Raw genomic sequence first — 24,549 nt, 5'->3', positions numbered from 1 at the left:
CGGTCAATCTCGGCATTGTGCGTGGTTGGACGCAGCGTCCGATGTTCCTGCTCGCTTGCGCGGGCACATCGGTGTGAGGCAGTTATAATTGTAGGACGCCGCGACGTTCAGTTCGCCGTCCTGCGCCCATTCTCCCCGCCGAAAGGTTCTCTGTGCCGTCGCCTCGTTCGTCTGTCGTGCTGCCCCGCGAGTTTGAGCATGCTGCTCTGCAGAAGGCGTTCCGAACGGGTCTGGAGCGAGGATCGCTCAGCGCGACCGAGTTCCGCGAGGCGTGTGAGCAGGCCGACGTCAAACCCCGCCGTCTCAAGGAGGTTCTGGGCGCTATGCAGAATGCCAAGATCGTCGTCACCGATGTCCCGGCACGTGCCGTCGCCAACGCGGCCTCGCGTCGCCAGACCACCGCCACGGTGGACGAGCCAGGTGCTTCAGCCGGTGATGGCCGGGATGAGGCGGCCTCGGCCAATGCCTCCTCGGGCTCGCGCGGGAAGGCGACGAGCGGCTCCAGCGGGACCGGTAAGAAGGCGTCGGCGAAGAAGCCCGCCACCAAGGCATCGAGCAAGAAGGCCGCGGCGAAGCGACCGGCTGCTGGCGCGAAATCCTCCGGGCCGCAGCCGGTCGAGGCCGATACTGATGGCATTCAAACCGAGGCGCCGGCCACCGAGGAGAACGCTGCTGCCACCGCTGAGGCTGCGGCAGCAAACGCGGAGACTGAGGAAGCGGGCGGATTCGTCTACTCCGACTCCGATGATGACGACGCTCCTGCGCAGCAGGTGGTGACCGCCGGTGCGACTGCTGATCCGGTCAAGGACTACCTGAAGCAGATCGGCAAGGTCGCACTGCTGAACGCCGAGCAGGAAGTCGAACTCGCGAAACGGATCGAGGCAGGTCTGTTCGCCGAGGAAAAGCTCGGCAGCGAGTCCCAGTCGATGGCGCCGAAGCTGCGGCGCGAGATGCAGTGGATCGCCCAGGATGGGCGCCGGGCCAAGAATCATCTGCTGGAGGCCAACCTGCGGCTGGTGGTGTCACTGGCCAAGCGCTACACCGGGCGTGGCATGTTGTTCCTCGACCTGATTCAGGAGGGGAACCTCGGACTGATCCGCGCTGTGGAGAAGTTCGACTACACCAAGGGGTACAAATTCTCCACCTATGCGACGTGGTGGATCCGGCAGGCGATCACTCGCGCGATGGCGGACCAGGCTCGCACGATCCGCATCCCAGTGCACATGGTCGAGGTCATCAACAAGCTTGCGCGGGTACAGCGGCAGATGCTGCAGGACCTGGGGCGTGAACCCACCCCGGAGGAACTCGCCAAGGAACTCGACATGACGCCTGAGAAGGTGGTTGAGGTCCAGAAGTACGGACGAGAGCCGATCTCCCTGCACACTCCACTGGGAGAAGACGGCGACTCCGAATTCGGTGACCTGATCGAGGACTCCGAGGCCGTTGTGCCGGCGGACGCGGTGAGTTTCACCCTGCTCCAGGAACAGTTGCACTCGGTGCTGGACACACTCTCCGAGCGGGAGGCTGGTGTGGTGTCGATGCGATTCGGCCTCACGGATGGTCAGCCCAAGACGCTGGACGAGATTGGCAAGGTCTACGGGGTGACCCGTGAACGAATTCGTCAGATTGAGTCCAAGACGATGTCGAAGTTGCGCCACCCGAGCCGGTCACAGGTGTTGCGCGACTACCTGGACTGAGGCTCGCCGTCCGAATCTGCGATTATCCGCAGGATTCCAACGATTTCTGTAGTTGGATGCTGTGACTCTAGCAGAGCACAGCGCTTCTAGTGCAGATATCAGAGTAGAGTCGGGGGCATGGTGAAACGCCGTGCCCCCGATCTCCACGCCCTCGTGGACTCCTGGGAGTTGTCGCTGCGTGCTCAGCGCAAGAGCCCGGAGACGGTCAAGACCTACCGCACCGGCGTGGAGCAGTACCTCGACTTCTGCCGCGAGCACGACCGCCCGCTGATCATCGACAAGTCGAACGTCAACGCGTTCACGGCCCACCTGCTCGACGCGGGCAGGGAAGCCACCACAGTGCGATCGCGCCAGCTTGGCGTCCGGCGCTTCTCCGAGTGGCTCGCCGACGAGGACGAGATCCCCACCGATCCGTTGACCGGGATCAAGTCGCCGAAGCTCGACGACAAGGTGGTGCACCCGCTCACCGACGATCAGCTGCGTGATCTGCTCAAAGCGTGCGCCGGCAGGGAACTGCGGGAACGCCGCGACACGGCCCTGATCCGTTTCATGGTCGAGACCGGCACCCGCGCCGGCGAGATCGTCGGGCTGCTGGTCTCCGACGTGGACCTGAAGGCCGGTGTCGCCGTCGTGCGCCGCGGGAAGGGTGGCAAGGGCCGCTCGGTGCCATTCGGTCCGCAGACTGGACAGGCGATCGACCGCTACATGCGGGTGCGGCGCGAGCACCGGCTCGCCGGAACCGATGCTCTGTGGCTGGGGGACCGGGGCAAGGGCTTCAGCTACGACGGGCTCTACCGGAGCCTGACCTACCGCGCCCGCCTCGCCGGGCTCGAAGGATTCCATCCCCACCAGCTGCGCCACACCGCTGCCCACCGTTGGCTCGCTGCCGGTGGATCCGAGGGAGGACTCATGGCCGTAGCCGGCTGGACCCGGCCGGACATGCTCCAGCGGTACACGAAAGCCCGAGCGGCCGAACGTGCAGCTGCCGAAGCTCGAGATCTGAACCTGGGGGACCTGTGACATCTTCCGACAGCATGGCTGAGCAGATTTATGTAGCAGCAGTGAGCAACCCCTCCGGTCTCCCACGGCTTCAATACCGGTGTGCGCCGAAGCGATGCCTCCTGCTCGATGTCATCCCAATGCCAGACGGTGATGCCGTCTTACACCAGCTGCGCTACAAGTACTCTCCCGAGGAGAACGAGCAGCGGAGCAGCGAAGCGGGCCGGCTTGCCAACACCTACGACGGCGAGAACCACTGGCGCGAGCGCACCTACCTGCGCAGCAGTTCGGCGCTGAGTTACCCGGATGATCCGCGCATGCAGTTGGGTGTCTCGTGCGATCACGTCCTCGACTACCTGCTCACCGCCGAGGAGTTTCAGGCGGACCTGAATGCGCAACACACCGAGGTTCGCATCCGCTCGGATCGCACACGCTATGCCGTATAGTCGAGGCACAACGCACGGCCGGTAACGCGGCCCGCCATGGACTGGCGAACCGGAGTCTGGTGACTCCGGGCACCGAAAGGTCCGCCCCATGGCCACAGACGCAGAGCGTCGTCTCGCAGCCTCCATCGCCGCCCACCAGAGTTGGGCCGCAACCGCTGATCGTGCCGCTCGCACCGCACCGGCGCGTCGAGCGCTCTACGACAAGTTTCTTGCTCAAGCTGACGGAGATCCCCGTCGTGCCGAGCATCTGCGCAAGGCGTACTTCCAGCGTCTTGCGCTCAAGTCAGCACGTGCCCGTCGCCGCGCACGTGAACTGACCGACGAGGCCACTGAGGCCGAAGCCGAGCTGACCTCGGGTGGTGGTTCGGTTGCTTGATCCCCGACATGCCAGCGCCCCCGGCTGCGGAACCGAGGGCGGGCGAGATGATCAGGTGGCTGGCCGATCAACACCGATTCTACCGACCCCCGCAGACTCTCGCTCAGAGATTGACGCCGCGGAGTTCTTCCGCACCTCGTTCGCGGTGCTGGTGCGGGGCAAGACGGTGCGTCGTCACTTGTACTTCAACTTGCCGGCGGCCGAGCGTGCTGTGAAGCGTGCTCATGCTCGTGGTGACGACGCCGAGCTGATCCTCGTGCAGTTGGTGCCGGTGGACGGCGGTGGTCGTCGTGACTGAGGTCGAGATCCCGACGCTGGCCTCGATGACGCCGAGGGCCCAGACGATCGCGTTGGCGTACTACTCCGCCGGCGTGCTGCGCGGTATCGAGATCGGTCGCGGCCACGCTGAGGATGAGCAGGCCGAGTTGGACCGTCGTGCTGCTGCCGTGGTGGCTGTGGCTGCTGACGGGGTGCCGCTGGACGTACTGGCCGAGCGTCGTGGTGAACACGCTCACGCTGAGCGGGTCCGTGACCGGCTGCGGCGAAACGGGGTGGTCGCGTGAGTGAGCTGGTCGATCCGTTCGAGGGTGACGAGACGATCAATGAGGAGATCCGGGAGCGATTGCGGGTGTGGGATGCCCATGAGCTCGACGACCGTCCGATGGAGTGGCTGGCAGTGGGCACGCTTCCCAGGGCTGCGACTGCGGTGCTGGTCGGCGAGGAGGGCATCGGGAAGTCGTTGTGGTGGGTGGCTGTGGCTGCTCATCTCACGACGGGCCGGGCGATGCCCGCGATCGGGCTACCGCCTGGTGAGTCGCGCAACGTGCTGCTGATCCTCACCGAGGATCTGTGGGGCGAGGTACGTGCCGGGTTGGAAGCTGCCGGTGCTGACCTGCGGCACGTGAAGGTGCTGTGCACGGCCGCTGATGGATCCGGGGTGCCGACGGTGCCTGGTGATCACCAGCTGGTCTACGAGGCCGCTCTCGAGCACGAGGCCGCGTTGATCGTGGTCGATGCGTGGCTGGATGTGGTGCCCTCGGGCATCCGAGTGGCCGACACCCAGCAGGCCAGGCAGGCGCTGGCTCCGTGGTCGGAGATCTGCAAGCGCACCGGCGCCACCGCGTTGCTGTTGACGCATACCAACAGGTTGCAGACCACGAGCACGCGGGACCGCATGGGCGGGACGGTCGCGTTGCGGCAGAAGGCCCGCCTGACGCTGGTGGCTGCGACCAAGGACGACGAGCGTGGACAGACGCTGTATGTCGGGCCGGACAAGGCGAACACCACCGCGCTGGTGAACGCGATCCGGTACGACCTGGAGGTCTCCCAGGCTCGGGAGGCCACGGCCACCGATCCGGGTACGGTCGCGCGCCTGGCTCGTCCGGTCGATGCTGCGAGCACGATTCAGCAGCTGGTGAAGATGTGGGCCGCGCAAGCCACCGAGGAGGCCCGTCCACCTTCGGCAGCGGATCGGGTGAAGTCGTTCCTGGTGGAGTACCTGAGCGAGCACGGCACCGTCAACGAAGGGTTCATCGAGACTGCAGCGTCGGCAGCGAAATCCGCAGCCCGCGCTGCGGGGCACAACCCGGAGCGGATCGCCGGCGTGGTGACCGACCTCGGGGGAGTGGCCCGGCCCGCTGGGCCGGGTGCCCCGTGGGTGTATCGGGTGCCAGTCTCGGCAGTCTCGGCAGATTCCGCAGTCTCCGTGAACAAGGGAATCCCGACGGAGACTGCAACCGACACTGCCCCGGCGCAGTCTCCGCTGCCAGTCTCGGCACCAGATCCGGTGATCACTGAGACTGCCAAGACTGCGAAGACTGCCGAGACTGGGCAGTGCCCGGGGTGCGGCAATCCGATCAAGGCCACGTTGTCCAAGTGTGTGGACTGCGCCCTCGGAGGCGGTGGTCACCAGTGATCCGCCCCGACGCCGAGCAGCTGGCTGCACACAACAGGCTGGTCTCGATCCTCGCTGATCTGGCCGACTCCGGCCGCCCAGCACCTTGTGTGAAGACACCCGTCGCGGAGTGGACCTCGGACGATCCCGGGGATCAGGAGTACGTCGCCCGATTGTGTCTGGCGTGCTTCGCCCGGACCGCGTGCCACGAGTACAACACCAACTATCCCGAGCCGGCCGGTGTGTGGGCCGGGCTCACCGAATCTGATCGTGCCCCGCGGCGCGGTCGTCCACCGAAGGAGACCACCGATGACCACTGACAACTACCTCGTGACCGACGAGGACGGCACCCCGGCAGCGTTCGTGGACATGGATCAGATCCAGTCCCAGGCCGTGCGCTTCGCCTACGACATGGCTGCCGCGTGCGGTGACCGTGCCGAGCTGGAGCGGGTCAGCGAGCAGCACCTCGCCGAGGCCGGGACCGGTGCGTTCGGATACGTCGCCGCGGCCGCGCTGCGGAACATGACCGAGCAGGTCCTTGATCCGGTGCTGGACGTCACCGACAGGCTGCACGAGACCGGGCACCTGGCTCACGACCTGCGGGCCGGGCTGGCCGAGGCTGCCGCGAACGCTCGGAAGGAGCTGGGATGAGCAACGCGAAGAAGTCCCGTCCGCCCGTGGTGGACGAGCACGGTATCGAGCACCGGCACGGCTGCCCGACGGGCACGTGGGAGGCCGAGGGTCGCGGTACCCGCTCCCACCAACTGCTGCGGTGCACCGAGTGCGGTGCAGTGCGCCTGGCGATCCGAGCCGGGGCGATCCGATGAACCACACACTCGCCACCGACGCGCCCGAGGCCGAGGTGCTGCGTGTGAGCCGCAGGTTCACTCACGTGCGATGCCCCTACTGCTCCCGCGAGCACAAGCACGTCGTACTCGCACCCGGCGCCCAACGTTTCGCACCCGCGTGCGGGATGCACCTCAACCCCGACGACCGCGCCCGCGGCTACGTCTTCACCACCGGAAAGGAAACGAGCTGATGACCAGCAGTGAGCACGACCACGAACGCCCCGAGATGTTGCGCGACATGGGACGCGACCCCGACGCCGCGAACCAGATGCGCAGCTTCACCCGTCGCCTGTTCAACCGCCCAACCACACCCCAACTCACTGGAGACCCCGGCCGCGACCTCGTGCGCCGACTGTTCCCCAATAACAACCAGGAGGATGACAACTGATGAGTACCGCTACCACCATTTCGTTGATCCGCACCCTGTCCAAGAAGGCCGGCCTGAACGTCCCCAAGGCGCTCGAGACCGATCTGCAGCGCATCGACAACGGCGCCAACGTGAGCGCCGCCGAGGTCGACCGGGAAGCCCTCGCCCGCACATGGAAGGCCGCGGTGGCCGACGGGCGCGACCCCGCCACCGACCCGGACGTGCAAGCCCACGTCACCCGCTGGGCACTGGAGCGGCTCGGCATTGCTGACCTGATCCACACTGAGGCCGACCGGGAACGTGGAGAGGTCCTGCGTCGCCACACCCCAGCACTACTTAAGGTATGGAGCACTGCCGCAGCAGAGGCCGGTGAACGCATCCTGCCGTTCTCTCAGGCGCACCCCGCCATCGACCTGGCCAGCAAGACGCCGCCGACCGCACTGGCGACCGCGCACGTGCCAGCCTGGCGAGAAGCGATCGATGCCGTCGGCACCCTCCGCACGATCCGCAAGATGTGGGGACTGCTCTTCGGGCCCCAGCAGCTCAACCGCGAACTCGGACCGCTGGCCTTCGCCGACCTCGACGCCGAAGAGGTCACGGAGCTTGCCTACTCCCATGGCGGGAAGCCCGAAGTGTGGCGGGCCGCGACCCTCGCACCCGTGGTGCTGACCGACCGCGACGGCTTCTATCGGCGAGTCGAGGGCGTGCAGCGCCAGCGTGAACGGGATGCCGAGAACGAATCAGCCGAGCGCGCCTGGTCGCGACAGCACTCGCTCGCGCCTCGGTAGCCAGCACCCCCGGACCACGACCCCGGTCACCCACAGTCAAAGGTGGCCGGGGTCGTCGGTGTATCAGGGTGGGGGAGGGCCACCCCGACCCCCGGCCGTCCCGCACCTTCCTGGCATAGCGAGATCCCCCCGAGCCCCCCCGGGGGGGGTGTGTGGAAAAATGCTAGAGAGAGATTCCGCTATGCCAAGGAGGTGCGGGGGCGAGCGGGAGAGGGGGGACCTCCCCTGGGGGTATCGAGAACCCGTGGGACCGCTATAGCCCCAGGGCCGACGAGATCGCCTGCCCCAGCACGTTCCCGGCGCCGCCGACGCCGAGATCCTTCATAGAGTCCAACGCTGCTCGGATCCGCGTTGCCTTCGGCGAATCGCTGGGCGCCTCATCGAGGGCACGCTCAAGCGCATCAATCAGCCGCTCTGCGACGGTGTCCGAGGACGGCCACAGGTCAGCGGCAACGAGGCCATCGGCTGTTAGCGCCAGCGCGTAGTAGTCCTCACCGTCGTACGTGGTGACGTCCTGGACGTCGAGGAAGCGCGTGGAAAGGTCCCGCAGTGCCCTGACAACATCCGCTTGTTGCATCGTCGCGCGTTCGGCGATCCGGTCGCTGGTCACGCCGCGGCCAGACTCCTCGATCAGTTCCGCGGTTGCTCGCAGTACGGGATAGTCGCGCTCAAACCAAAGTCGGCCCTTTACATCCTCGTTCTGTGTCATGAGCACGATTCTGGCAGCGAGGTCTGACAACGAGCATCGCGACACCATCTACCCCCTTACTGGCAACCGCTAGGGTTCACACCATGGCGGGATTCTGGCAGCGGCTGTTCCGGCGCGATGAGCGGCAGAATCCTGTGATCACCGCACGAGTGGAGCGGAGGGCACCGACCCGACGCTCCGCTCCACCGCCGGCGCGACGCGCGACAGTGCACTCCTCCGAGTACGTCCCGCGCGAGGAGGAGGAGACGCTGCTCCGGCTCGACGCGAACGGGCTACCGAACCTGCGGCTCGTCCGTGCTCGTGACCGGCTCGTGCTGGAAGCTCCTGGCCGACGATGGGTCAATCCGTCGTCACCGAACCTGCGCCGCATCGGGATCACCGTGTTCCGCGTGCGCGGCGTCTCCCACCACGAGGCCGCGGTACGTACTGGCCGCTTCACTCCCGGCAGCCCGGTGCGCCTGGTACGTGAACCCGACAACGAGCACGACCCGAGCGCCGTCGCAGTCTACGCGGAGAAGGCCCGGCGCCCCGCGGGATACGTGAACAAACAGAACGCGAAACGTCTCGCACGCCTACTCGACGCCGGCGACGAGCTGGTCGCCATCTCAACGCGGGGCAGCGCCGCTGGTAGGGATGGCAGTGCCCCGGTGGTGCTGGTGACCTCACCGGAGATACTGGCCCACCTGCAACGATAGACGGACCTATCAGCAGGAGGTCGGAACCTCACCCCGGATCACCGAGATCTCATCCCGGTGATCCAGAGTCAGGCTCCGCGACCCTCCAGTTCGTCAGCGGTGCTGAGCAGCGCGTGAGCCATGCGCCGAGCCTCATCGGCCGTCATGCGGTAGCCGGGACGGCCGCTCATCGCCATCTCGATCACCGGGGCGCGCCCGTGGTGCCACGCCTGCCCGGAGATCTCGAAGACCTCGCGATCGTCGCCGCGCTGCTGCGGCGGCGGGTAGCAGGAGGCGTGGATCTTCCGTAGTGGCGTGGTGCACCACTGGTCCTCTTCTAGGTGCTCGCGTGCGTGGCCGTCGCCGTAGACGCAGAACTCGAAGCACCGGACCGCCGGCAGCTTCCGCTGTGACCGCGCGATGGCCCAGAACGCCACCGGCGGGGTGCTGTCCACGTCCACGCGCCCGAAGTTCTCGATCAGGGCCGCCACGATGGCGTCAACGTCGAACTCAGCGCCGCGACCCTCCAGCGCCTGGACCACCTGATGGCGCAGCTCGGTGTCGGTCACGATCTGGCTCATCGCGCACCTCCGACGGATGCCATCTGCTCCGACCGAAGCGCGTTGTGGGCGATCGCGCACTCTGCGCAGATGGCAGGGGAAGGGCGGCCAGGCCCTACCGACAAAGCCACCGCCAGCCCGCACTCGATCCGCTCTACCAGTTCGCTCATCCGCCCCAGGCCGACGAGCTGAGCCACCGCGAGCAGATCTGTGACGAACACCCGCGACAGCCCACTGAGCCGTCGTGAGGCCGTCCGTGCCGAGATCCCCGCCTGGCGCGCGTAATCCGCCTGACTCAGACCTGCCTCGGTCAACACCTCCCGAAGGATGCCCGCGACGGCGCGGCGCTCGCTCACCGGCTCTGACCACGCGTGCCCGAGCGTGCCGTCGTGGGTGTCCATCGCTTCGTGGTCACCGTCGTGACCCTTGTCGAGGGTGCACAGGTAGTGCAGCTCGACCCCTCCACCATCGTCGTGCGGGTCGCGTGCCAGGCACGGGGTGCCTGTCAGCTTGTTCTCGATCGTGTCCATCGATCCGCCCTCTCAATCCAGGATATTTCGGGCCACAGTGCTGTGGCTCGTCCTGGGATTATGCGGATTCGTACAGCGTTCAGGCTTCCAGAGTGCGCGACTACCTGGACTGAGGCTCGCTCGAGCGAGGTCCGCTGTACAACGACCTGGACAACGACGGAGCCCGGCACCCTCTCAGGAGGTGCCGGGCTCCGTCGTTCTCGACCGGGTGCTCGATGACCCGCAGGCAAGTCCGAGCGGGTGACGTGCGACAGAGGTCGTCGTCAGAGCGCTCCGCCGGCCGTCTGCGGCGCATCGGTGGACTCGCCGCCGTCGCCGATCGTTTCTCGTGCGACGAAGTTCTCAAGGTCGAACAGATTGTCGCCGGCCCGCTCTGCGACCGTCAGCAGGGTGCTTGCCGAGGCAACCTCTTCAACCTGCTCCTTGAGGAACCACAGCATGAACTGCTCGCCGATGACGTCGTTCTCGGCACGGGCGGCTTGGAAGATCGCCTCGATCTGCTCCGTCACCTGCCGCTCTTGTGCAAGGGCGAGCGCGATCGGCTCACGCACATCGCCGAACTCGTTCTTGACAGCTGACCCGGCAGGGATCGCCACCGGTAGATCACGATCAAGCATGTACTGCACGATCATCATCGCGTGGTTGCGCTCCTCGAGGGACTGCCGATAGTAGTGGGCAGCGAGGCGGGGAAGGTCCTGACTGTCGAACCACACGGCGATCGCGACGTACTGCATGTGCGCGTCGAACTCGTGGCCGATCTGCTCGCGCAGCAACTGGTAGTAGGTGGAGTCGGTGCTCTGTGTCGTAGTCATGACACGAGCGTAATCCGCGCACTGGAGCGGCGCATCGAAGCCGAGGCTGGCCTCATTGAGGCACGGCTTGCCTCATCGCGCGCGCGAGGCGCACCTCGCCGAGGTGCGCTTCGCGCTGTGCGCTCCCGCGCGTACGCGCTCGTGGATCAGTCCTCGACTGTGCCAAGGGTCTCGTGCAGACGATCGGACTCGTCCTGGATGTGCGTCGCGACCGTCGCGAGCTTCTCGGAGTGCTTGCGCGCGTGATGAGCGCAGAAGAGCAGCTCTCCGGCGGGGAGCAGCACGCGCACGTAGGCCTGCGCACCGCATGCGTCGCAGCGGTCGGCTGCGGTCAGGGCGTCTTGGGCGTTGTCGGCAGTCAGTGTGCTCACATCGCTATGTAACCATCTATGCCCTGCTTGACGTTCCCCCTGGGCGGGGAGTTCGCTCATCGCAGAACGTGATGCGTCGCACCGGATCGATTGACTCGAACCGCGATCCAGACCGAAGTGGGTGGCGCTGCCGCACGGACGTGCGATCGGCGCCTAGCATGTGTACGTGGCCAAGACATCGACGGAATCCAGTTATACCGCGCGCCACCTGTCGGTGCTCGAGGGGCTCGAGGCAGTGCGCAAGCGTCCCGGCATGTACATCGGATCTACCGACTCGCGTGGTCTGATGCACTGCCTGTGGGAGATCATCGACAACGCGGTTGATGAGTCCCTGGAGGGGCACGGCGACGCGATCGAGGTCGTCCTGCACCCGGACGGGTCGGTCGAGGTGCGCGACAACGGGCGCGGTATCCCTGTTGACGAGGTGACGGCGCTGGGTCTGAGCGGTGTGGAGGTCGTCTTCACCAAGCTGCACGCGGGCGGCAAGTTCGGCGGCGGCTCCTACGCTTCCTCCGGCGGGCTGCACGGCGTCGGTGCATCGGTCGTGAATGCTCTCTCCGCACGGTTGGATGTCGAAGTCGACCGCGGCGGCCAGACGTACGCCATGTCGTTCCACCGTGGCGAGCCCGGGGTCTTCGACGATTCCGGGAGCGCGGACCCTGAGTCCGCGTTCGCTCCGTTCACCAACCACTCCGAGCTTCGCAAGGTGGGCAAGGTCAAGCGTGGGGTGACCGGCACGCGGGTGCGCTACTGGGCCGATCGCCAGATCTTCCCGGCCTCCGCGGTCTTCTCGTATGACGAGCTGATCACTCGAGCCCGGCAGACCTCGTTCCTGGTGCCCGGACTGCAGCTGACGGTACGTGACGAGCGCCGGATGCCCGGGACCCCTGGCGAGCACGGCCCGGTCGAGGAAGTCTTCCGGCACGACGGAGGAATCGTCGACTTCGTGGACTTCGTCGCCGCCGACGGTGCTGTCACCGATACCTGGCGTCTCAGTGGTCAGGGCACCTTCAGCGAGACTGTGCAGCAGCTGGACGGCCAAGGCCACCTGCGACCGGTCGACGTTGAGCGCACCTGCCAGGTCGAGGTAGCGCTGCGGTGGGGAATCGGATATGAGACCGAGGTGCGGAGCTTCGTCAACATCATCGCCACACCCAAGGGCGGGACGCACCTCGCCGGGTTCGAGGCGGGACTGCTGAAGTCCGTCCGCAAGCAGATCGATGCCAACGCCCGGCGACTGAAAATGACCGGGAAGAACGGGAAGGAGCGCATCGAGAAGGACGATGTCATGGCGGGGCTGACCGCCGTCGTGACTGTTCGCCTGCCGGAGCCGCAGTTCGAGGGGCAGACGAAGGAGGTGCTCGGAACAGCACCTGTGCGCAGCATCGTCACGCGCGTCGTCGATACCGAGTTGACCAACCTGCTGACATCCTCGAAGCGGGCGGAGAAGGCGCAGAGCGCGATGGTGCTCGAGAAGGTCGTGGGGGAGATGCGGGCCCGGATCGCGGCCCGCACCCACAAGGAGATCTCTCGACGCAAGAACGCGCTCGAGACGTCCACCCTGCCTGCCAAGCTGGCCGACTGTCGCAGCGACGACGTCGACCGATCCGAGTTGTTCATCGTCGAAGGAGACAGTGCGCTCGGGACGGCCAAGCTCGCGCGGCAGTCCGATTTCCAGGCGTTGCTGCCTATCCGCGGCAAGATCCTGAACGTCCAGAAGGCGTCCCTGGCAGACATGCTGAAGAACGCTGAGTGCGCGTCGATCATCCAGGTGATCGGCGCAGGTTCGGGTCGGTCGTTCGACCTCGACTCGGTGCGATACGGGAAAGTCGTGCTCATGACAGATGCGGACGTTGACGGTGCGCACATCCGGACACTGCTGTTGACGCTGTTCTTCCGCTACATGCGCCCGCTCGTCGAGGCCGGTCGGGTTTTCGCCGCGGTCCCGCCGCTGCATCGTGTGGAAGTCGTCGCCCAGGGCAAGCGCAAGGGGGAAGTCTCCTACACGTACTCCGAAGTCGAGCTGACGCGGCTGCTGAGCAAGTTGGAGCGTTCGGGACGCCGCTACAAGGAGCCCATCCAGCGCTACAAGGGGCTGGGGGAGATGGATGCTGACCAGCTCGCCGAGACTACGATGGATCCGGCGCATCGCACGCTTCGTAAGATCACGATGACCGATGTTGAGGATGCTGAGATGGTCTTCGACCTGCTCATGGGCAACGACGTCGCCCCGCGCAAGGACTTCATCATCGCCGGCGCTGGAGAGTTGGACCGGAATCGGATCGACGCGTGAGTGTCGGGCACCTGCCGGTGCCCGGACGGCACCTCGGCCTTGCGTGGCGGCCGCTGCAGCTGACGGACGAGGATCATGTCCGGCTGCTGTTGACCAGGGTGAGGGCCGTTGATCAGGGGTATCACCCCACTGCTCTCGATCTGAGCCCGCAGTGGCACACAGCGACCTGCGGCGACCTCCAGTCCGACACACTCGCCGGGATCGATGCTTCAGGTCATGTCCGGGCCGTGGCCATGGTGCGGCGTGGAACGTCGACGGTGACGCTTGCCGCCGAACTGGAGCCGAGCTGGCGGGGGCGTGGGATCGGCCGTGCCCTCCTCCGGTGGCAGGATGCGTGTGCGCAGCGTCTCGGGCCGGCCGTGACCGAGATCGTCGTCGACGAGGCACGAATCGACCGGCGCAGGCTCTGCGCTGCCGCTGGATTCGCGCCCGCCGGCCGCGTGCACTCCCTCGCGGCGCCGATGAATGAGGTGCTGGAGCGCGCTCGCGAGAGCGGGGTGGATACCTCCGCGATAACGGTCACGATGCTGGCCCCGGGGATGTGGGGCGTGACCCGCCGTGGCATCCTCACCGCCCGGGCGGTACGGGTTCGCGGCCTCGGTAGCGAACCCGACCTGGTGTCGATCGAGACCGTCGAAAGTGCCGTCGCCGGCCCTGGCGAACTCGTCGCGTTGCTCAGGACCCTGCGCGACGCCTACGCTGCCGGTGACATGAGTGCTGCCCGGATGGACGTCGACGCGGACCGAACAGCGTTGCTGGACGAGTTCGCACAGGTGGGCATGGTCGTGGTCGCGGACGCTGTCCGGTACCGGTCGGAGCCGGGGGTGAGTGACTGATGCTCACCCTTGGTAGCCGGGCACACGACCTGCTCTGGCGCGCCCTCTCCCCGGCGGACCTCGAGGAACTGTTCGCACTCTGGCAGCGCATCGAAGAACATGACGACCCGCCTTACCGCAGTACGCGAGAGGAAGTGGCCGACACCTTCGCCACTCAGTGGTCTGACGTCGAACGCAACTCGGTGGCCGGATTCGACGAGTCGGGTCATTTGCGCGGATACGGCCTCGTCGGCATTCCTCCCGGCGCGGACGGACCGGCTCGCGTCTTCCTCGACGGCGGTGTCGATCCAGTCCACCGGCACCGTGGTGTCGGGTCGGCAATCCTCGACTGGCAGATCGAGCGAGGAAGAACCGTCCTCGCGGACTCTGGGCACGATTCGGGCAGCATCGTGGTGCACGTCGAGGACGGTATGGATCACTCCGCAGACCTGGTGCGTCGTCACGGCTTCACCGAGGCGGGCTATCACACCGAGATGCGCCGGGATCTGCGGATCGAGATTCCTGAGATCAGGCTTGAGCACCCGCTGATGCTGGAGCCGTGGTCCGCTGAGCTCGACGATCAGGTGCGGATCGCCCACAACGACGCCTTTGGTGGCCTCGCGACGACTCAAAGTTCGGCACTGTGGACCGAGGGGCGCACGTACTTCGTCCCCTCCTGGAGTTTTCTCGTCCTTGACCGCCGTAGCGACCGTGCACAGGTCGCGGGCTACCTGCTGTCGAGCCGGTACGAGCAGGACTGGCCCACTCTCGGGTGGAGCGAGGGCTACATCGACATGCTCGGCGTGCGGGCACCCTGGCGAGGGCAACGCGTCGCGACGTCGTTGCTTTGCCGTGCGATGCAGGCTTTCGCGGACTCAGGGATGCAGTACGCGGCGCTTGGTGTCGATCACGCCACCCGAGAGCACGCCCACGGTCTGTTCGACCGGCTCGGTTTCGAACCGACCCGCGGTTCGACCACCTACACGATCGAGGTATAGAAGCGTGCGTGCTCTTCGTGCATGGGACGTGGCGTTCGCAGTCGTGGTAGCCGTTCATCTTGCTGCCCAGGCGGTCGATTCCCGCGTGCTCGCGGACGGGACCCAGGTGCTGCTGGTCCCCGCTCTCGCCGGCGCCGTGTGGAGCAGATCTGGCCTTCCTCACCGCAGCGCCGCGCTACGGGCCTATGCGGGGGGATTGGTGTTCTCGTGGATCGGTGATGCCGCTCCCCGGGTGCTGGAAGGGGACGCTGGTTTCGTCGCCATGGTCTCGGCCTTCCTGGTGGCCCAGGTGTGCTTCCTCGCCACCTTCCTGCTGCTGAGCCGCCGACGTCCGTCGCTCGGCGTCATCGTGGGGTATCTGGCAGGCTTCGTCGCACTGTTCGCTGCATGCGCGAGCGGGGCCGGGACCCTTCTGCCGCTGGTGGCGGTCTACGGCATCGTGCTGGTCGCTGTCGCCTCGACCGCCACGACTGTCAGCCGGAGGGTCGGGCTGGGCGGCGTGCTGTTCTTCTTCTCGGACTCGCTGATCGCGTTGGAGTCGTTCTCGAGCTGGTACGAGACCCCGCTGCACGACGTTCTGGTGATGACGACCTACATCGCCGCGCAGATCTTGTTCGCGACCGGCCTGCTGGGCCGGTGGCGCGCCGACCAGCGCGCCGCCAGCAGTCAGCCGAGCCCGGCCACCGGGGCGTCGAGCACACGTCCGGACCCATCGCGCCGCTCGTCCAGTTCGGGAAGCTCGACGGGCTGACCGGCGGAACCGACTGCCCGCACCGGATCAGGGCCGACTGCTGCCAGCAGCAGCGAGTCCTCCCCGCGGACGAACCGGTGCGCCCGCACCCCACCCGTTCCGCGGCCTTTGCCCGGGTAGAGCGCGAAGGGCGTCACCTTGGCTGAACCAGGCACCGTTCCGGGAAGCGCCCCGGTGCTTCCCGCGAGCGTGACCACGGCGGCGCTCTCCGCCCGGCCGGCGGGAACCACGCTGAAGGAGAGGACGGTATCTCCGTCTGCCAGCCGGATCCCGGCCATACCCCCGGCACCTCGGCCCTGTGGGCGGACCAACGCCGCGGGGAAGTGCAGCAGCTGCGCCTGTGCCGAGACGAAGACCAGTTCATCCTCCTCGGACGCGGTCGCTGCACCGACCACCTCGTCGTCGTCCTTGAGACCGATCACCTCCCAGCTGTCCTTGCGGGGATAGTCGTTCACGACACGCTTGACCTGACCGAGGCGAGTCCCGAGCACGAGTGGAGGTGCGTCGTCGGCGAGGCTCGCCAGGCCGATGACCCTCTCGCCGGGCTCCAGCATGAGTACCTCACTGACAGGGACCCCACCGGAGAGACTGGGGGCGGAGTCGGTGGGCGGAAGCGCCGGGACCTCGATCACGGACAGGCGCAGCATCCGCCCGCGATTGGTGATCGCGCCCACCTCTCCCCGGGCAGTGCCTCGGACTGAGGCATGCAGAGCGTCGTGCGCGCTCCGGGCTCCCGTGCGTGCCGGTTCAGTGTCATCCGCGGTGCGGGCGAGCAGTCCGGTTGAGGAGAGCAGCACCCGGCAGGGTGTGTCGGCGACCTCCAGCGGGACCTCAGCACCACCACGTCCCCGGCGAGCCGGGGCGGCCGACTCGGCCGCGGCGGCCTGCCCGGATGACTCCAACAGCACTGTCCGGCGCGGGGTGCCGTGTTCGGCAGCGACCTGCGCGAGCTCGTCGGAGACGACCTCCCGCAGCAACCCCTCGTCGGCCAGGATGGCGCGGAGCTCGGCGATCTCCCGCGCCAGGTCGTCCCTCTCAGCCTCGAGCTCGATGCGGGAGAACTTGGTCAATCGCCGCAGCCGGAGTTCCAGGATGTACTCGGCCTGCTGTTCGGAGAGATCGAAGACTGTCATCAGCCTGGTGCGCGCAGATTCGGCATCATCGCTGGTGCGGATCACGGCGATCACCTCGTCGATGTCCGCGATGGCGATCAGCAGGCCCTCCACCAGATGAGCGCGCTCGGTCCGCTTCGCCAAGCGATGCTCGGTACGACGGCGCACCACCTCGAGCCGATGCGCAACATACACCTGGAGCAACTCACGCAGCCCCAACGTCCGGGGCTGGCCCTCCACGAGCGCAACGTTGTTGATGCCGAAAGACTCCTCCAATGGCGTGAGCCGGTAGAGCTGGGTGAGCACGGCCTCGGGATTGAAGGCATTCTTGATCTCGATGACGAGCCGGAGTCCGTGTGCGCGGTCGGTGAGATCGTTGACCGCGGAGATCCCTTGCAGTTTCTTCGACTGCACCGCATCCTTGATCTTCTCGATCACTCGCTCTGGACCGACCTGATACGGCAGCTCGGTGACGACGATCGCCTTCTTGCGGGCAGTGACGTTCTCCACCCGCGCCGTGGCGCGCGTGCGGAACGTACCTCGACCACCAGCGTAGGCCTCGCGGATCCCGTCCAGTCCGACGATCTTGCCGCCGCCGGGCAGATCCGGTCCGGGGACGAAGCGCATGAGCGCCTCAAGATCAGCATCCGGATGGGCGATCAGGTGCCGTGTCGCGGCGATCACCTCGACCAGATTATGGGGGGGCATGTTGGTCGCCATCCCGACGGCGATGCCGGACCCGCCATTGACAAGCAGGTTCGGCAGCGCTGCGGGAAGCACCTCGGGCTGGGTGAGTTGGTTGTCGTAGTTCGGCACGAAGTCCACGACGTTCTCGCCGAGCCCTGCGGTCATCACCATGGCCGCGGGTGCCAGGCGAGCCTCGGTGTAGCGCGGTGCGGCGGGCCCGTCGTCCAAGGACCCGAAGTTGCCGTGACCGTCGACCAACGGCAGACGCAGCGAGAAGGACTGCGCCATTCGCACGAGCGCGTCGTAGATCGCGCCATCACCGTGGGGGTGCAGCTTGCCCATCACGTCCCCGACGACGCGAGCAGACTTCACATGTCCACGGTCGGGACGTAGTCCCATCTCCGCCATCTGGAACAGGATGCGCCGTTGGACCGGCTTCAGACCGTCCCGGGCGTCCGGCAGTGCCCTCGAATAGATGACCGAGTAGGCGTACTCGAGGAACGACCCGCGCATCTCGGTGGAGACGTCGGTGTCGATGATCATGGAATCGACCGGGTCCTGCTGCGACCCGGGCGCGGAAGAACGTGCCATACCCATCATCATCTCGTGTTCAGCGGCTTTGAGCGTCCAGCACACACCGGCGACCGGGCAACAGCAGTCCGGGGCAATAGGATCGTGAGCATGGCAGGCGGCGAGGACATGGCACTGGGGGCGCCCTACCCGGAGCACTGGGAGGCCGACGTGGTGCTGCGGGACGGCACCACCATGCGGATCCGGCCGATCATGCCCGCCGACTCCGGCGCCGTCGAACGGTTCCACGAACGCCAGTCACCGGAGTCGGTGTACCTGCGCTTCTTCGCTCCCCTGGAACGGATCCCGGCACGGGACCTGCACCGGTTCACCCACGTCGACCACCACGACCGGGTGGCACTGGTGCTGGAGTCAGCAGGTGAGATCGTCGCGATCGGACGCTTCGACCGCATCGATGAGGATGCGGCCGAGGTCGCGTTCAACGTCTCCGACGCCGTCCAGGGCAAAGGGCTAGGGTCGGTCCTGCTCGAGCACCTGGCGGCGGCTGGCCGAGAGTTGGGGGTCCGCCGGTTCGTGGCCGACGTCCTGCCCCAGAACACCCGGATGCTGCGTGTGTTCACCGATGCCGGCTACGACGTCGACCAGCATCTCGACGACGGTCTCGTCAGCGTCTCCTTCACGATCAGGCCCACCGACCGGTCGTTGGCAGTGCTCGCCGAGCGTGAGCGGCGTGCCGAAGCGCTCAGCATGGCGGCAGTACTCGGGCCGGAACGTGTTCTCCTAATCGGCGCGGGCGAGGAGGGCACGGCGATGGCGCGTCGCCTCCACGAGGGGGTCGCTGCTGTCGGTGAGGACCGCGTGGCAGTCGTCGGCCTGCCCGGTTACCCATCGCGGGTGGAGGACTTGGCCACGGACGTGAGTGCGGATCTCGCCTTGGTCGCAGCCCCGGCACCGTACGTCCTGGACCTGGTACCTCAGCTCGCCGGCCGAGGGGTGCGTGCTGTCGTGCTCTACACGGGGGGTTACGAAGCCGGGCACGCCAGCGGCAAGGTACCGCAACGGACGCTGGTGCGCCGGCTGCGCGAGCGCGGGATGAGGTTGGTCGGGCCGCGGTCGTTCGGCGTTCGGACCGTCGACGATGCCGGGGCGATGAACGCCACGCTCCGGCGAGGCGCTCTGCGTAGCGGCGCAGTGGGGATCTTCTGCCAGTCCGCCGCTGCGGGGCTGCAACTGCTCGACGGTGCCGCCGATCGCGATCTCGGCCTCTCCTCCTTCCTCTCGGCAGGGCACCGCGTCGACGTTTCGGGCAATGACGCCATGCAGTTCTGGACCACGTCACCGGCCACGAGGGTGGCGTGCCTGCGTCTGGAATCGATCGGAAATCCGCGCAAGTTCTCCCGGGTGGCGCGACGGCTCTCGGAGCAGGGTCCGGTGGTGGCCATGATCGCCGGTGCGACCGGGCAGCTGCGCCCCCCGGGCCACGCTGTGCGGACCACCACCACACCTCGGCGGGCGCTCGATGAGTTGGTGCGGCAGGCCGGTGTGCTGCTGACCGCCTCAGACGCCGAGATGCTCGATCTCGCCGCCCTGCTCAGCGAACAGCCGCTGCCGACCGGGGAACGCGTCTTGGTGATCACCAACAGTGGTGCTCAGGCGGCAGCGATGTCGGAACTCATCCGTGCCCACGGCCTCCTCGAGGCACCAGGATCTGTTGCGCTGAGCTCGGGTGCGGACGCAGCCGCGTACAAGACCTGTGTCGACGACGCTCTCTCACGCCAGGACTGGGACATGGCGATCGTCGGCTACGTCGCTCTGCTCGATGACGACGGCTCCCGCGTCGCCGGCGAGATCCGCCGGCTTTCCGGGCAATCGGAACGAACCGTGGCGGCGACCCTGTACCGGAGTACCGGACTGCTGGGACGTGACCGTGAAGGCGGGGTGTCCACCGCTCGATCGGACGGTGGCCGTGTCTCGAGTGACGTCCGTGTCCCGACGTTTCCGTCGACGGAGGCTGCGGTGGCAGCGGTGGCAGCAGCACGTGGCTATCGGCGCTGGAGTGAACGTGGCCGGGGCACGCGGGTGGATCCGGACAGGATCGACCGCCGGGTCGCCAAGAGGCTTGTACAAGCGGAGCTGAGTGGGCTGCCGGCCGGGACGACGAAGCGGCTACCACCCCCCAGAGCTCGTGAGCTGCTCGCGACGCACGGCGTGAGCTCTTGGCCGGAGATGCGGGTCGAGAGCGTCTCTGACGCGGTCGAGGCGGCTGCGCAGATCGGGTGGCCGGTCGCGCTGAAAGCGACCGACGACGTCCTACGGCATCGATCGGATCTGGGCACCGTGCGCCTGGATCTGTCGACGCAGGAGGAGCTTGCCGAGGCCTACCGCACGATGGAAGCTCAGGTGCGAGCGCTGTTGGGACGCTCCGCGTCGTTCGATGTCCAAGCGATGGCTCCTCCCGGCGTCGCCTGTGTGGTCCGGGCAGCCGAGGACCCGCTCTACGGGCCGATCGTCAGCCTGGGCCTGGCCGGGGACGCCGTGGAGTTGCTCGACGACGTCAGCTACCGGGTGCCCCCGCTGACAGACACCGACATCGCTGAGATGATCGGCTCGCTGAGAGCGGCTCCGCGGCTTCTCGGGCACCGCGGTCTGCCTGCCGTCGATGTGCCGGCCCTGGAGGACATCATCGCGCGTGTGGCGGTCCTGAAGGACGAGCTGGCGGAGGTCTCCGCCATCGAGTTGTACCCCGTGCTGGTCTCCGCTTCCGGTGCCGCCGTGCTGGGCATGGACGTGGACGTCGCCCAACCCCGACGCGGCGATATCGCACGCCGGGTCCTGCCGTGAGATCCGAAAGTGGGAGACTGGGAGCGTGACACTGCGTACTGAACGACTTCGAGAGCTGCGGCGAGAGATCCAGCGTGCGGGGTATTACCCCGCGCTGGTGACGGATGTGCTGGAGGTGGCCCTCGCCGGGGAGGAGGTGCGCGCCTTCCTCGTGCACCCCGAAACCATGTTCGACCGGACCGAGGTACGACGCCACATCACCACGCTGGTGCTCACCTCCACCCGGCTGCTGGTCGCGCATGTGGACGATCTCCCCGGCGACCATCCGCAGGGAAGCGTCAACGCTGCGGCGACCACCGAGGCGATCCCGCTGCGCCAGGTGCGTTCGGTCGGCTTGACGCATGGCGTCAGCGATCCGGCGGCCTACACTCAGGGGGCAGGGGGCTCCGAGCTCACGATCGCGCTGAGCTGGGGGGCGGTCTCCCGCATCGATCTGGAGCCTGCGACCTGTCCCGACCCGGAGTGCGAGGCGGACCACGGGTTCACCGGAACGTCTATGCCGGACGACCTGGTCGTGCGAATCAGCGCCGAGGCCGAAGGTCCGCACGCCATGGAAGCAGCGATCGCCTTCGCGACCGAGCTCTCCGCCGCGACGGTCGCCGCCGGCGCGTGAGCGTCAGCCAGCAAGGACGCGTCGGTGACGTGCTGCTCGGGGCAGTGGGCGCCCTGGCACTCGATCTTCCCGAGGAGGAGAAGCAGCGTGCCGCATCTGCCAGGGACCGCCTGGCGCTGCCTCGATCGACCAAGGCGTGCGTGGTCCTGGTCGACGGTCTCGGCTGGCACAACCTCCTTGATCGCTCGCAATCGGCTCCGTTCCTCACCGCGGCCGACCGGCTGGGTTCGGTGCGCACGGCGTTTCCCTCGACGACTGCCACGAACATCACCTACCTCGGTACCGGATGGGAGGGTGGACGCACCCGGATGCTGGGGTACTCGGTGCGGGCGTGGGGACGAATGGCGGTCAACCTGGTCTCGTGGAACGGGCCCGTGGAACCGGAACAGTGGCAGATCGAGCCGACCATCTTCGAGCACCTCAACGCTGCAGGGCACACAGGTGTCAGCGTGGGTCCTTGGCAGTTCGCGGACTCAGGATTGACCCGGGCGGCATGGCGAGGAGGGGAGTACGCCGCGGCAGACTCTCTGCGCGAGCGCGTGGACACTGCCCTGGCGGAACTGCGCGATCCCGCTGTGGACGTTGTCTACCTCTACTGGGGTGAGATGGATGCCCTCGGGCACCGCAGTGGATCCCGTGCGCCCGAATGGAGCCAGCTTCTTGCCCAGACCGATGCCGAGCTGGACCGTCTGGCCCGCCTTCTGCCTCCCGGCGTGTTGCTGCTGGTGACGGCCGACCACGGCATGGTCGATGTGCCCATGACGGAACGGACCGACATCGCCGACGACGACAGGCTGATGCGTGATGTCGAGTTGGTGGCAGGGGAACCGCGAGCGGTCCATCTCTATTGTCGGCCGGGGCGCGCGGACCACATCGCCGGACGATACCGGGAGGTGCTGGGGGAGCGTGCGGATGTCCTGCTGCGGGAGGATGTGGTCAGTTCCGGAATGATCGGCCCGGTAACCGACGCGGCCCAGCAGGTGGTCGGCGATGTCGTCGTGATCGCTCGCGGAAGCCACGCCGTGCTGGACTCGCGCAGCCAGAGCCGCGCCTCTCTGCAACTGGTCGGCATGCATGGGGCCACCACAGACGCTGAGATGCAGGTGCCGCTGGTGGTGGTGCAAGGCTGAGGCCACGACGGCCACAGTGATGGCGTTCAGTCGTTCTTGGCGCCGAACACGATCTCGTCCCAGGAGGGCACGCTGGTGCGGCGACGCCGACGTGGCCGGGGTGCGTGCTCGGTCTCCTCGTCCCGGGTGGCGTCAGCACCGGCGTTCTCTGGCGGCTCGTCGTTCGCACCGGAGGTCGTCGCGGCCGCAGGGACGGGCAGGATCGTCGCGTCGGGACGTTCGTCGGGGTGAGAGGCCGGAGGATGTGCGGGCGGGGGATCCTCCCAGAGCATCGGTTCGCGCACGGCCTCGTCTGTCTCGTCTGCCTCGTCGATCACAGGCTGCCGGACACCGCGATCGACAGCGAGCTGGTCCAGCAGTGCTTCGGTGCGGTCGGCATCGCCGGTACCGCTGGTGTCGTCGGTGGGACGCCCCTCGTCGGTGGAGGAGGCGAGACCGGCGTCCACTGCGGCGAGCGGGCCAGCGAGGTCGATCGGATCGTCGTTCTCGACGTCGTAGACCCTGCCGCCACGGACCGCCGACAGGTGGCGCCGGGCTCCCGCCGCGGGCGACCATTCCGTCTCCGAGAGCCAGCGGCTCTCGTCGTCGAGGGCCAGGACCGTCCGGGCAGACAGATCGACCTGCCAGGTGGCTGCTCTCTCTCGGTCACCGGCGACGAATCGAAGCACCAGCTCCCATGGTTCGTGAGCGACACGGCGCGCATCCCACTCGAGGGAGTCGGTGCGGACTCCTCGCGAAGCGAGCCTGTCGACCACCACGTCCGCAAGCACGGGCGCGCCTGGCTGCCGGGTGATCGTCAGTGCACGTGCCTGCTGACTGACGTGCTGACGTTCAGCGATCACCGGGCCCTCGTAGCGCCGGACGGTCTCGAGCGGGACAGCGAACTCGGCAGCGATGTCCTCGGCGCTGGACCCGGAGCGGATCATCACCTGAATCTCGCGTGGCCGGACCACGCCTTCAGTGCGGACCTGCTCGAGCTGGGGACGGTCGCGTCGGACGGCCGCGCGCAGCGCCTCATCGATCTCCAGACGGTAGCGTTCCCCGTCCGGACCCATCAGCACGAGATGCTCGGCGTCGTTGTGAATGCCTACAAGTTCCAACTCGATCATGTCGCCTCCGTGCTCGGCTCCGACGAGCCGATCCCAGCTCGATAGCGAGCCTGCCAGGTGGTCGCGCTTCTTCGGCGTATTGACTGCGGAGTGGCGGTCGATCCGACCTCAGATCCCGTCGATACGACACGATCTCCGGCGCAGAACCGCGTCCGGACACTCTAGTCCGGGACGGTGAGTATGCAATTGAGCGGCTGATGGTGCACAATTCACCCGCCACGGGAACATGTCGGCGCGCCGAACGTTGTACGTGCCAGAAGTCCAATCGAGAGAAACCGGAGCGCTTGCCCATCATGGCGACCGACTACGATGCACCGCGCAAGACCGAAGAGGACCTGAGCGAGGACTCGCTCGAGGAGCTGAAGGCCCGGCGCTCGGAGAAGAACTCGCCTGCGGTAGACGAGGACGAGACTGAAGCCGCAGAGGGATTCGAACTTCCCGGAGCCGACCTGAGTGGTGAGGAACTGTCCGTCCGCGTCCTGCCCCGCCAGGCCGACGAGTTCACCTGTTCACAGTGCTTCCTCGTGCACCACCGCAGCCAGCTGGCCTATGAGAAGGGCGGCCAGCCGGTGTGCTCGGAGTGCGCAGCCTGACAACC

At 67.0% G+C, this 24,549-nt stretch carries 29 protein-coding genes; 22 read left to right on the top strand and 7 right to left on the bottom strand.

The window, feature by feature from the left end:
- Positions 1-152: 152 nt before the first annotated feature.
- The 13 genes from IM660_RS10390 (at position 153) to IM660_RS10330 (ending at position 7,415) form a co-directional block, all read left to right on the top strand.
- Positions 153-1,697 (top strand): RNA polymerase sigma factor, encoded by a 1,545-nt coding sequence (locus IM660_RS10390; RefSeq protein WP_246464892.1) that lies wholly within the window; start codon positions 153-155, stop codon positions 1,695-1,697.
- A 117-nt stretch (positions 1,698-1,814) separates the two neighbouring features.
- Positions 1,815-2,717 carry a tyrosine-type recombinase/integrase gene (locus IM660_RS10385; protein ID WP_193495270.1) on the top strand — a complete coding sequence of 301 codons (903 nt, stop codon included), beginning with the start codon at positions 1,815-1,817 and terminating at the stop codon, positions 2,715-2,717.
- Between the two features lie 119 nt (positions 2,718-2,836).
- Positions 2,837-3,142: a hypothetical protein gene (locus IM660_RS10380; protein ID WP_193495269.1), complete on the top strand. Its 306-nt coding sequence runs from the start codon at positions 2,837-2,839 to the stop codon at positions 3,140-3,142.
- An 88-nt stretch (positions 3,143-3,230) separates the two neighbouring features.
- A complete protein-coding gene (locus IM660_RS10375) occupies positions 3,231-3,518 on the top strand; it encodes a hypothetical protein (protein ID WP_210768959.1) in 288 nt (95 codons plus the stop codon).
- Between the two features lie 55 nt (positions 3,519-3,573).
- A complete protein-coding gene (locus tag IM660_RS10370) occupies positions 3,574-3,816 on the top strand; it encodes a hypothetical protein (protein WP_193495267.1) in 243 nt (80 codons plus the stop codon).
- Entirely contained in the window at positions 3,809-4,081 is a 273-nt protein-coding gene (locus tag IM660_RS10365; protein ID WP_193495266.1) for a hypothetical protein, read from the top strand. The genes IM660_RS10370 and IM660_RS10365 overlap by 8 nt, the downstream gene beginning before the upstream one ends.
- Entirely contained in the window at positions 4,078-5,433 is a 1,356-nt protein-coding gene (locus tag IM660_RS10360) for an AAA family ATPase (RefSeq protein WP_193495264.1), read from the top strand. The genes IM660_RS10365 and IM660_RS10360 overlap by 4 nt, the downstream gene beginning before the upstream one ends.
- Positions 5,430-5,732 (top strand): WhiB family transcriptional regulator, encoded by a 303-nt coding sequence (locus IM660_RS10355; protein WP_193495262.1) that lies wholly within the window; start codon positions 5,430-5,432, stop codon positions 5,730-5,732. Before IM660_RS10360 ends, IM660_RS10355 begins: the two co-directional genes overlap by 4 nt.
- Positions 5,722-6,063, top strand: a complete 342-nt coding sequence (locus IM660_RS10350; protein WP_193495261.1) for a hypothetical protein — start codon at positions 5,722-5,724, stop codon at positions 6,061-6,063. Before IM660_RS10355 ends, IM660_RS10350 begins: the two co-directional genes overlap by 11 nt.
- Complete coding sequence (locus IM660_RS10345) at positions 6,060-6,239, top strand: hypothetical protein (protein WP_193495259.1); 180 nt, start codon at positions 6,060-6,062, stop codon at positions 6,237-6,239. The genes IM660_RS10350 and IM660_RS10345 overlap by 4 nt, the downstream gene beginning before the upstream one ends.
- Positions 6,236-6,451: a hypothetical protein gene (locus IM660_RS10340; RefSeq protein ID WP_193495257.1), complete on the top strand. Its 216-nt coding sequence runs from the start codon at positions 6,236-6,238 to the stop codon at positions 6,449-6,451. Before IM660_RS10345 ends, IM660_RS10340 begins: the two co-directional genes overlap by 4 nt.
- On the top strand, positions 6,451-6,648 hold the full coding sequence (locus IM660_RS10335; protein WP_193495255.1) for a hypothetical protein: 198 nt from the start codon (positions 6,451-6,453) through the stop codon (positions 6,646-6,648). The genes IM660_RS10340 and IM660_RS10335 overlap by 1 nt, the downstream gene beginning before the upstream one ends.
- Positions 6,648-7,415, top strand: coding sequence for a hypothetical protein (locus tag IM660_RS10330; protein ID WP_193495253.1), 768 nt, complete (start codon positions 6,648-6,650; stop codon positions 7,413-7,415). Before IM660_RS10335 ends, IM660_RS10330 begins: the two co-directional genes overlap by 1 nt.
- A 253-nt stretch (positions 7,416-7,668) precedes the next feature.
- Here IM660_RS10330 and IM660_RS10325 read toward each other — a convergent pair whose 3' ends face one another.
- Entirely contained in the window at positions 7,669-8,124 is a 456-nt protein-coding gene (locus IM660_RS10325) for a hypothetical protein (RefSeq protein WP_193495251.1), read from the bottom strand.
- Between the two features lie 83 nt (positions 8,125-8,207).
- On the opposite strand from IM660_RS10325, the gene IM660_RS10320 reads away from it, so the two are divergent.
- Complete coding sequence (locus IM660_RS10320) at positions 8,208-8,819, top strand: HIRAN domain-containing protein (protein ID WP_193495249.1); 612 nt, start codon at positions 8,208-8,210, stop codon at positions 8,817-8,819.
- 68 nt (positions 8,820-8,887) lie between these two features.
- On the opposite strand, the gene IM660_RS10315 is transcribed toward IM660_RS10320, so the two are convergent.
- From IM660_RS10315 to IM660_RS10300, 4 genes are all read right to left on the bottom strand, one after another.
- Positions 8,888-9,379 carry a hypothetical protein gene (locus IM660_RS10315; protein WP_193495247.1) on the bottom strand — a complete coding sequence of 164 codons (492 nt, stop codon included), beginning with the start codon at positions 9,377-9,379 and terminating at the stop codon, positions 8,888-8,890.
- Positions 9,376-9,888, bottom strand: a complete 513-nt coding sequence (locus IM660_RS10310; RefSeq protein ID WP_193495246.1) for a helix-turn-helix domain-containing protein — start codon at positions 9,886-9,888, stop codon at positions 9,376-9,378. The genes IM660_RS10315 and IM660_RS10310 overlap by 4 nt, the downstream gene beginning before the upstream one ends.
- A gap of 263 nt (positions 9,889-10,151) precedes the next feature.
- Positions 10,152-10,700, bottom strand: coding sequence for a ferritin (locus IM660_RS10305; protein WP_193495244.1), 549 nt, complete (start codon positions 10,698-10,700; stop codon positions 10,152-10,154).
- 146 nt (positions 10,701-10,846) lie between these two features.
- Complete coding sequence (locus tag IM660_RS10300) at positions 10,847-11,071, bottom strand: DUF7455 domain-containing protein (protein WP_193495242.1); 225 nt, start codon at positions 11,069-11,071, stop codon at positions 10,847-10,849.
- A gap of 166 nt (positions 11,072-11,237) precedes the next feature.
- Between IM660_RS10300 and IM660_RS10295 the strand changes: the two genes are divergently transcribed.
- Genes IM660_RS10295 through IM660_RS10280 form a run of 4 tightly spaced genes read left to right on the top strand, consistent with a single transcriptional unit; the run spans position 11,238 to position 15,928 of the window.
- A complete protein-coding gene (locus IM660_RS10295; RefSeq protein WP_193495240.1) occupies positions 11,238-13,364 on the top strand; it encodes a DNA gyrase/topoisomerase IV subunit B in 2,127 nt (708 codons plus the stop codon).
- On the top strand, positions 13,361-14,200 hold the full coding sequence (locus IM660_RS10290) for a GNAT family N-acetyltransferase (RefSeq protein ID WP_193495238.1): 840 nt from the start codon (positions 13,361-13,363) through the stop codon (positions 14,198-14,200). The genes IM660_RS10295 and IM660_RS10290 overlap by 4 nt, the downstream gene beginning before the upstream one ends.
- Positions 14,200-15,177: a GNAT family N-acetyltransferase gene (locus IM660_RS10285; RefSeq protein WP_193495237.1), complete on the top strand. Its 978-nt coding sequence runs from the start codon at positions 14,200-14,202 to the stop codon at positions 15,175-15,177. The genes IM660_RS10290 and IM660_RS10285 overlap by 1 nt, the downstream gene beginning before the upstream one ends.
- A 4-nt stretch (positions 15,178-15,181) precedes the next feature.
- A complete protein-coding gene (locus tag IM660_RS10280; protein ID WP_193495235.1) occupies positions 15,182-15,928 on the top strand; it encodes a lysoplasmalogenase in 747 nt (248 codons plus the stop codon).
- Here the strand turns inward: IM660_RS10280 and IM660_RS10275 are convergent.
- Complete coding sequence (locus IM660_RS10275; protein WP_193495233.1) at positions 15,844-18,318, bottom strand: DNA gyrase/topoisomerase IV subunit A; 2,475 nt, start codon at positions 18,316-18,318, stop codon at positions 15,844-15,846. The two genes, IM660_RS10280 and IM660_RS10275, sit on opposite strands and share 85 nt — an antisense overlap.
- Before the next feature lie 90 nt (positions 18,319-18,408).
- Between IM660_RS10275 and IM660_RS10270 the strand changes: the two genes are divergently transcribed.
- The 3 genes from IM660_RS10270 to IM660_RS10260 are packed head-to-tail and all read left to right on the top strand — an operon-like array spanning position 18,409 to position 22,842.
- A complete protein-coding gene (locus tag IM660_RS10270; protein ID WP_193495231.1) occupies positions 18,409-21,099 on the top strand; it encodes a GNAT family N-acetyltransferase in 2,691 nt (896 codons plus the stop codon).
- Positions 21,100-21,124: 25 nt separating this feature from the next.
- A complete protein-coding gene (locus IM660_RS10265) occupies positions 21,125-21,712 on the top strand; it encodes a DUF5998 family protein (protein WP_193495229.1) in 588 nt (195 codons plus the stop codon).
- Complete coding sequence (locus IM660_RS10260; protein WP_193495228.1) at positions 21,709-22,842, top strand: alkaline phosphatase family protein; 1,134 nt, start codon at positions 21,709-21,711, stop codon at positions 22,840-22,842. The genes IM660_RS10265 and IM660_RS10260 overlap by 4 nt, the downstream gene beginning before the upstream one ends.
- A gap of 26 nt (positions 22,843-22,868) precedes the next feature.
- On the opposite strand, the gene sepH is transcribed toward IM660_RS10260, so the two are convergent.
- Entirely contained in the window at positions 22,869-23,951 is a 1,083-nt protein-coding gene (gene sepH / locus IM660_RS10255; RefSeq protein WP_193495226.1) for a septation protein SepH, read from the bottom strand.
- A gap of 293 nt (positions 23,952-24,244) precedes the next feature.
- Between sepH and IM660_RS10250 the strand changes: the two genes are divergently transcribed.
- Positions 24,245-24,544, top strand: a complete 300-nt coding sequence (locus tag IM660_RS10250; RefSeq protein WP_159620778.1) for a DUF4193 domain-containing protein — start codon at positions 24,245-24,247, stop codon at positions 24,542-24,544.
- Positions 24,545-24,549 lie beyond the last annotated feature (5 nt).

Origin of the sequence: Ruania alkalisoli, assembly GCF_014960965.1 — a bacterium.
GTDB classification, from domain to species: domain Bacteria; phylum Actinomycetota; class Actinomycetes; order Actinomycetales; family Beutenbergiaceae; genus Ruania; species Ruania alkalisoli.
This window is presented reverse-complemented; position numbering and strand designations above follow the sequence as displayed.

Excerpts from the sequence above, each read along its gene's own strand:
- IM660_RS10350 (WP_193495261.1), top strand. The coding sequence starts at position 5,722 with ATGACCACTGACAACTACCTCGTGACCGACGAGGACGGCACCCCGGCA.
- IM660_RS10270 (WP_193495231.1), top strand. The coding sequence starts at position 18,409 with ATGGCAGGCGGCGAGGACATGGCACTGGGGGCGCCCTACCCGGAGCAC.
- sepH (WP_193495226.1), bottom strand. The coding sequence starts at position 23,951 with ATGATCGAGTTGGAACTTGTAGGCATTCACAACGACGCCGAGCATCTC.
- IM660_RS10315 (WP_193495247.1), bottom strand. The coding sequence starts at position 9,379 with ATGAGCCAGATCGTGACCGACACCGAGCTGCGCCATCAGGTGGTCCAG.
- IM660_RS10250 (WP_159620778.1), top strand. The coding sequence starts at position 24,245 with ATGGCGACCGACTACGATGCACCGCGCAAGACCGAAGAGGACCTGAGC.
- IM660_RS10345 (WP_193495259.1), top strand. The coding sequence starts at position 6,060 with ATGAGCAACGCGAAGAAGTCCCGTCCGCCCGTGGTGGACGAGCACGGT.
- IM660_RS10305 (WP_193495244.1), bottom strand. The coding sequence starts at position 10,700 with ATGACTACGACACAGAGCACCGACTCCACCTACTACCAGTTGCTGCGC.
- IM660_RS10325 (WP_193495251.1), bottom strand. The coding sequence starts at position 8,124 with ATGACACAGAACGAGGATGTAAAGGGCCGACTTTGGTTTGAGCGCGAC.
- IM660_RS10380 (WP_193495269.1), top strand. The coding sequence starts at position 2,837 with ATGCCAGACGGTGATGCCGTCTTACACCAGCTGCGCTACAAGTACTCT.
- IM660_RS10275 (WP_193495233.1), bottom strand. The coding sequence starts at position 18,318 with ATGGCACGTTCTTCCGCGCCCGGGTCGCAGCAGGACCCGGTCGATTCC.
- IM660_RS10340 (WP_193495257.1), top strand. The coding sequence starts at position 6,236 with ATGAACCACACACTCGCCACCGACGCGCCCGAGGCCGAGGTGCTGCGT.
- IM660_RS10310 (WP_193495246.1), bottom strand. The coding sequence starts at position 9,888 with ATGGACACGATCGAGAACAAGCTGACAGGCACCCCGTGCCTGGCACGC.
- IM660_RS10330 (WP_193495253.1), top strand. The coding sequence starts at position 6,648 with ATGAGTACCGCTACCACCATTTCGTTGATCCGCACCCTGTCCAAGAAG.
- IM660_RS10375 (WP_210768959.1), top strand. The coding sequence starts at position 3,231 with ATGGCCACAGACGCAGAGCGTCGTCTCGCAGCCTCCATCGCCGCCCAC.
- IM660_RS10320 (WP_193495249.1), top strand. The coding sequence starts at position 8,208 with ATGGCGGGATTCTGGCAGCGGCTGTTCCGGCGCGATGAGCGGCAGAAT.
- IM660_RS10285 (WP_193495237.1), top strand. The coding sequence starts at position 14,200 with ATGCTCACCCTTGGTAGCCGGGCACACGACCTGCTCTGGCGCGCCCTC.
- IM660_RS10385 (WP_193495270.1), top strand. The coding sequence starts at position 1,815 with ATGGTGAAACGCCGTGCCCCCGATCTCCACGCCCTCGTGGACTCCTGG.
- IM660_RS10335 (WP_193495255.1), top strand. The coding sequence starts at position 6,451 with ATGACCAGCAGTGAGCACGACCACGAACGCCCCGAGATGTTGCGCGAC.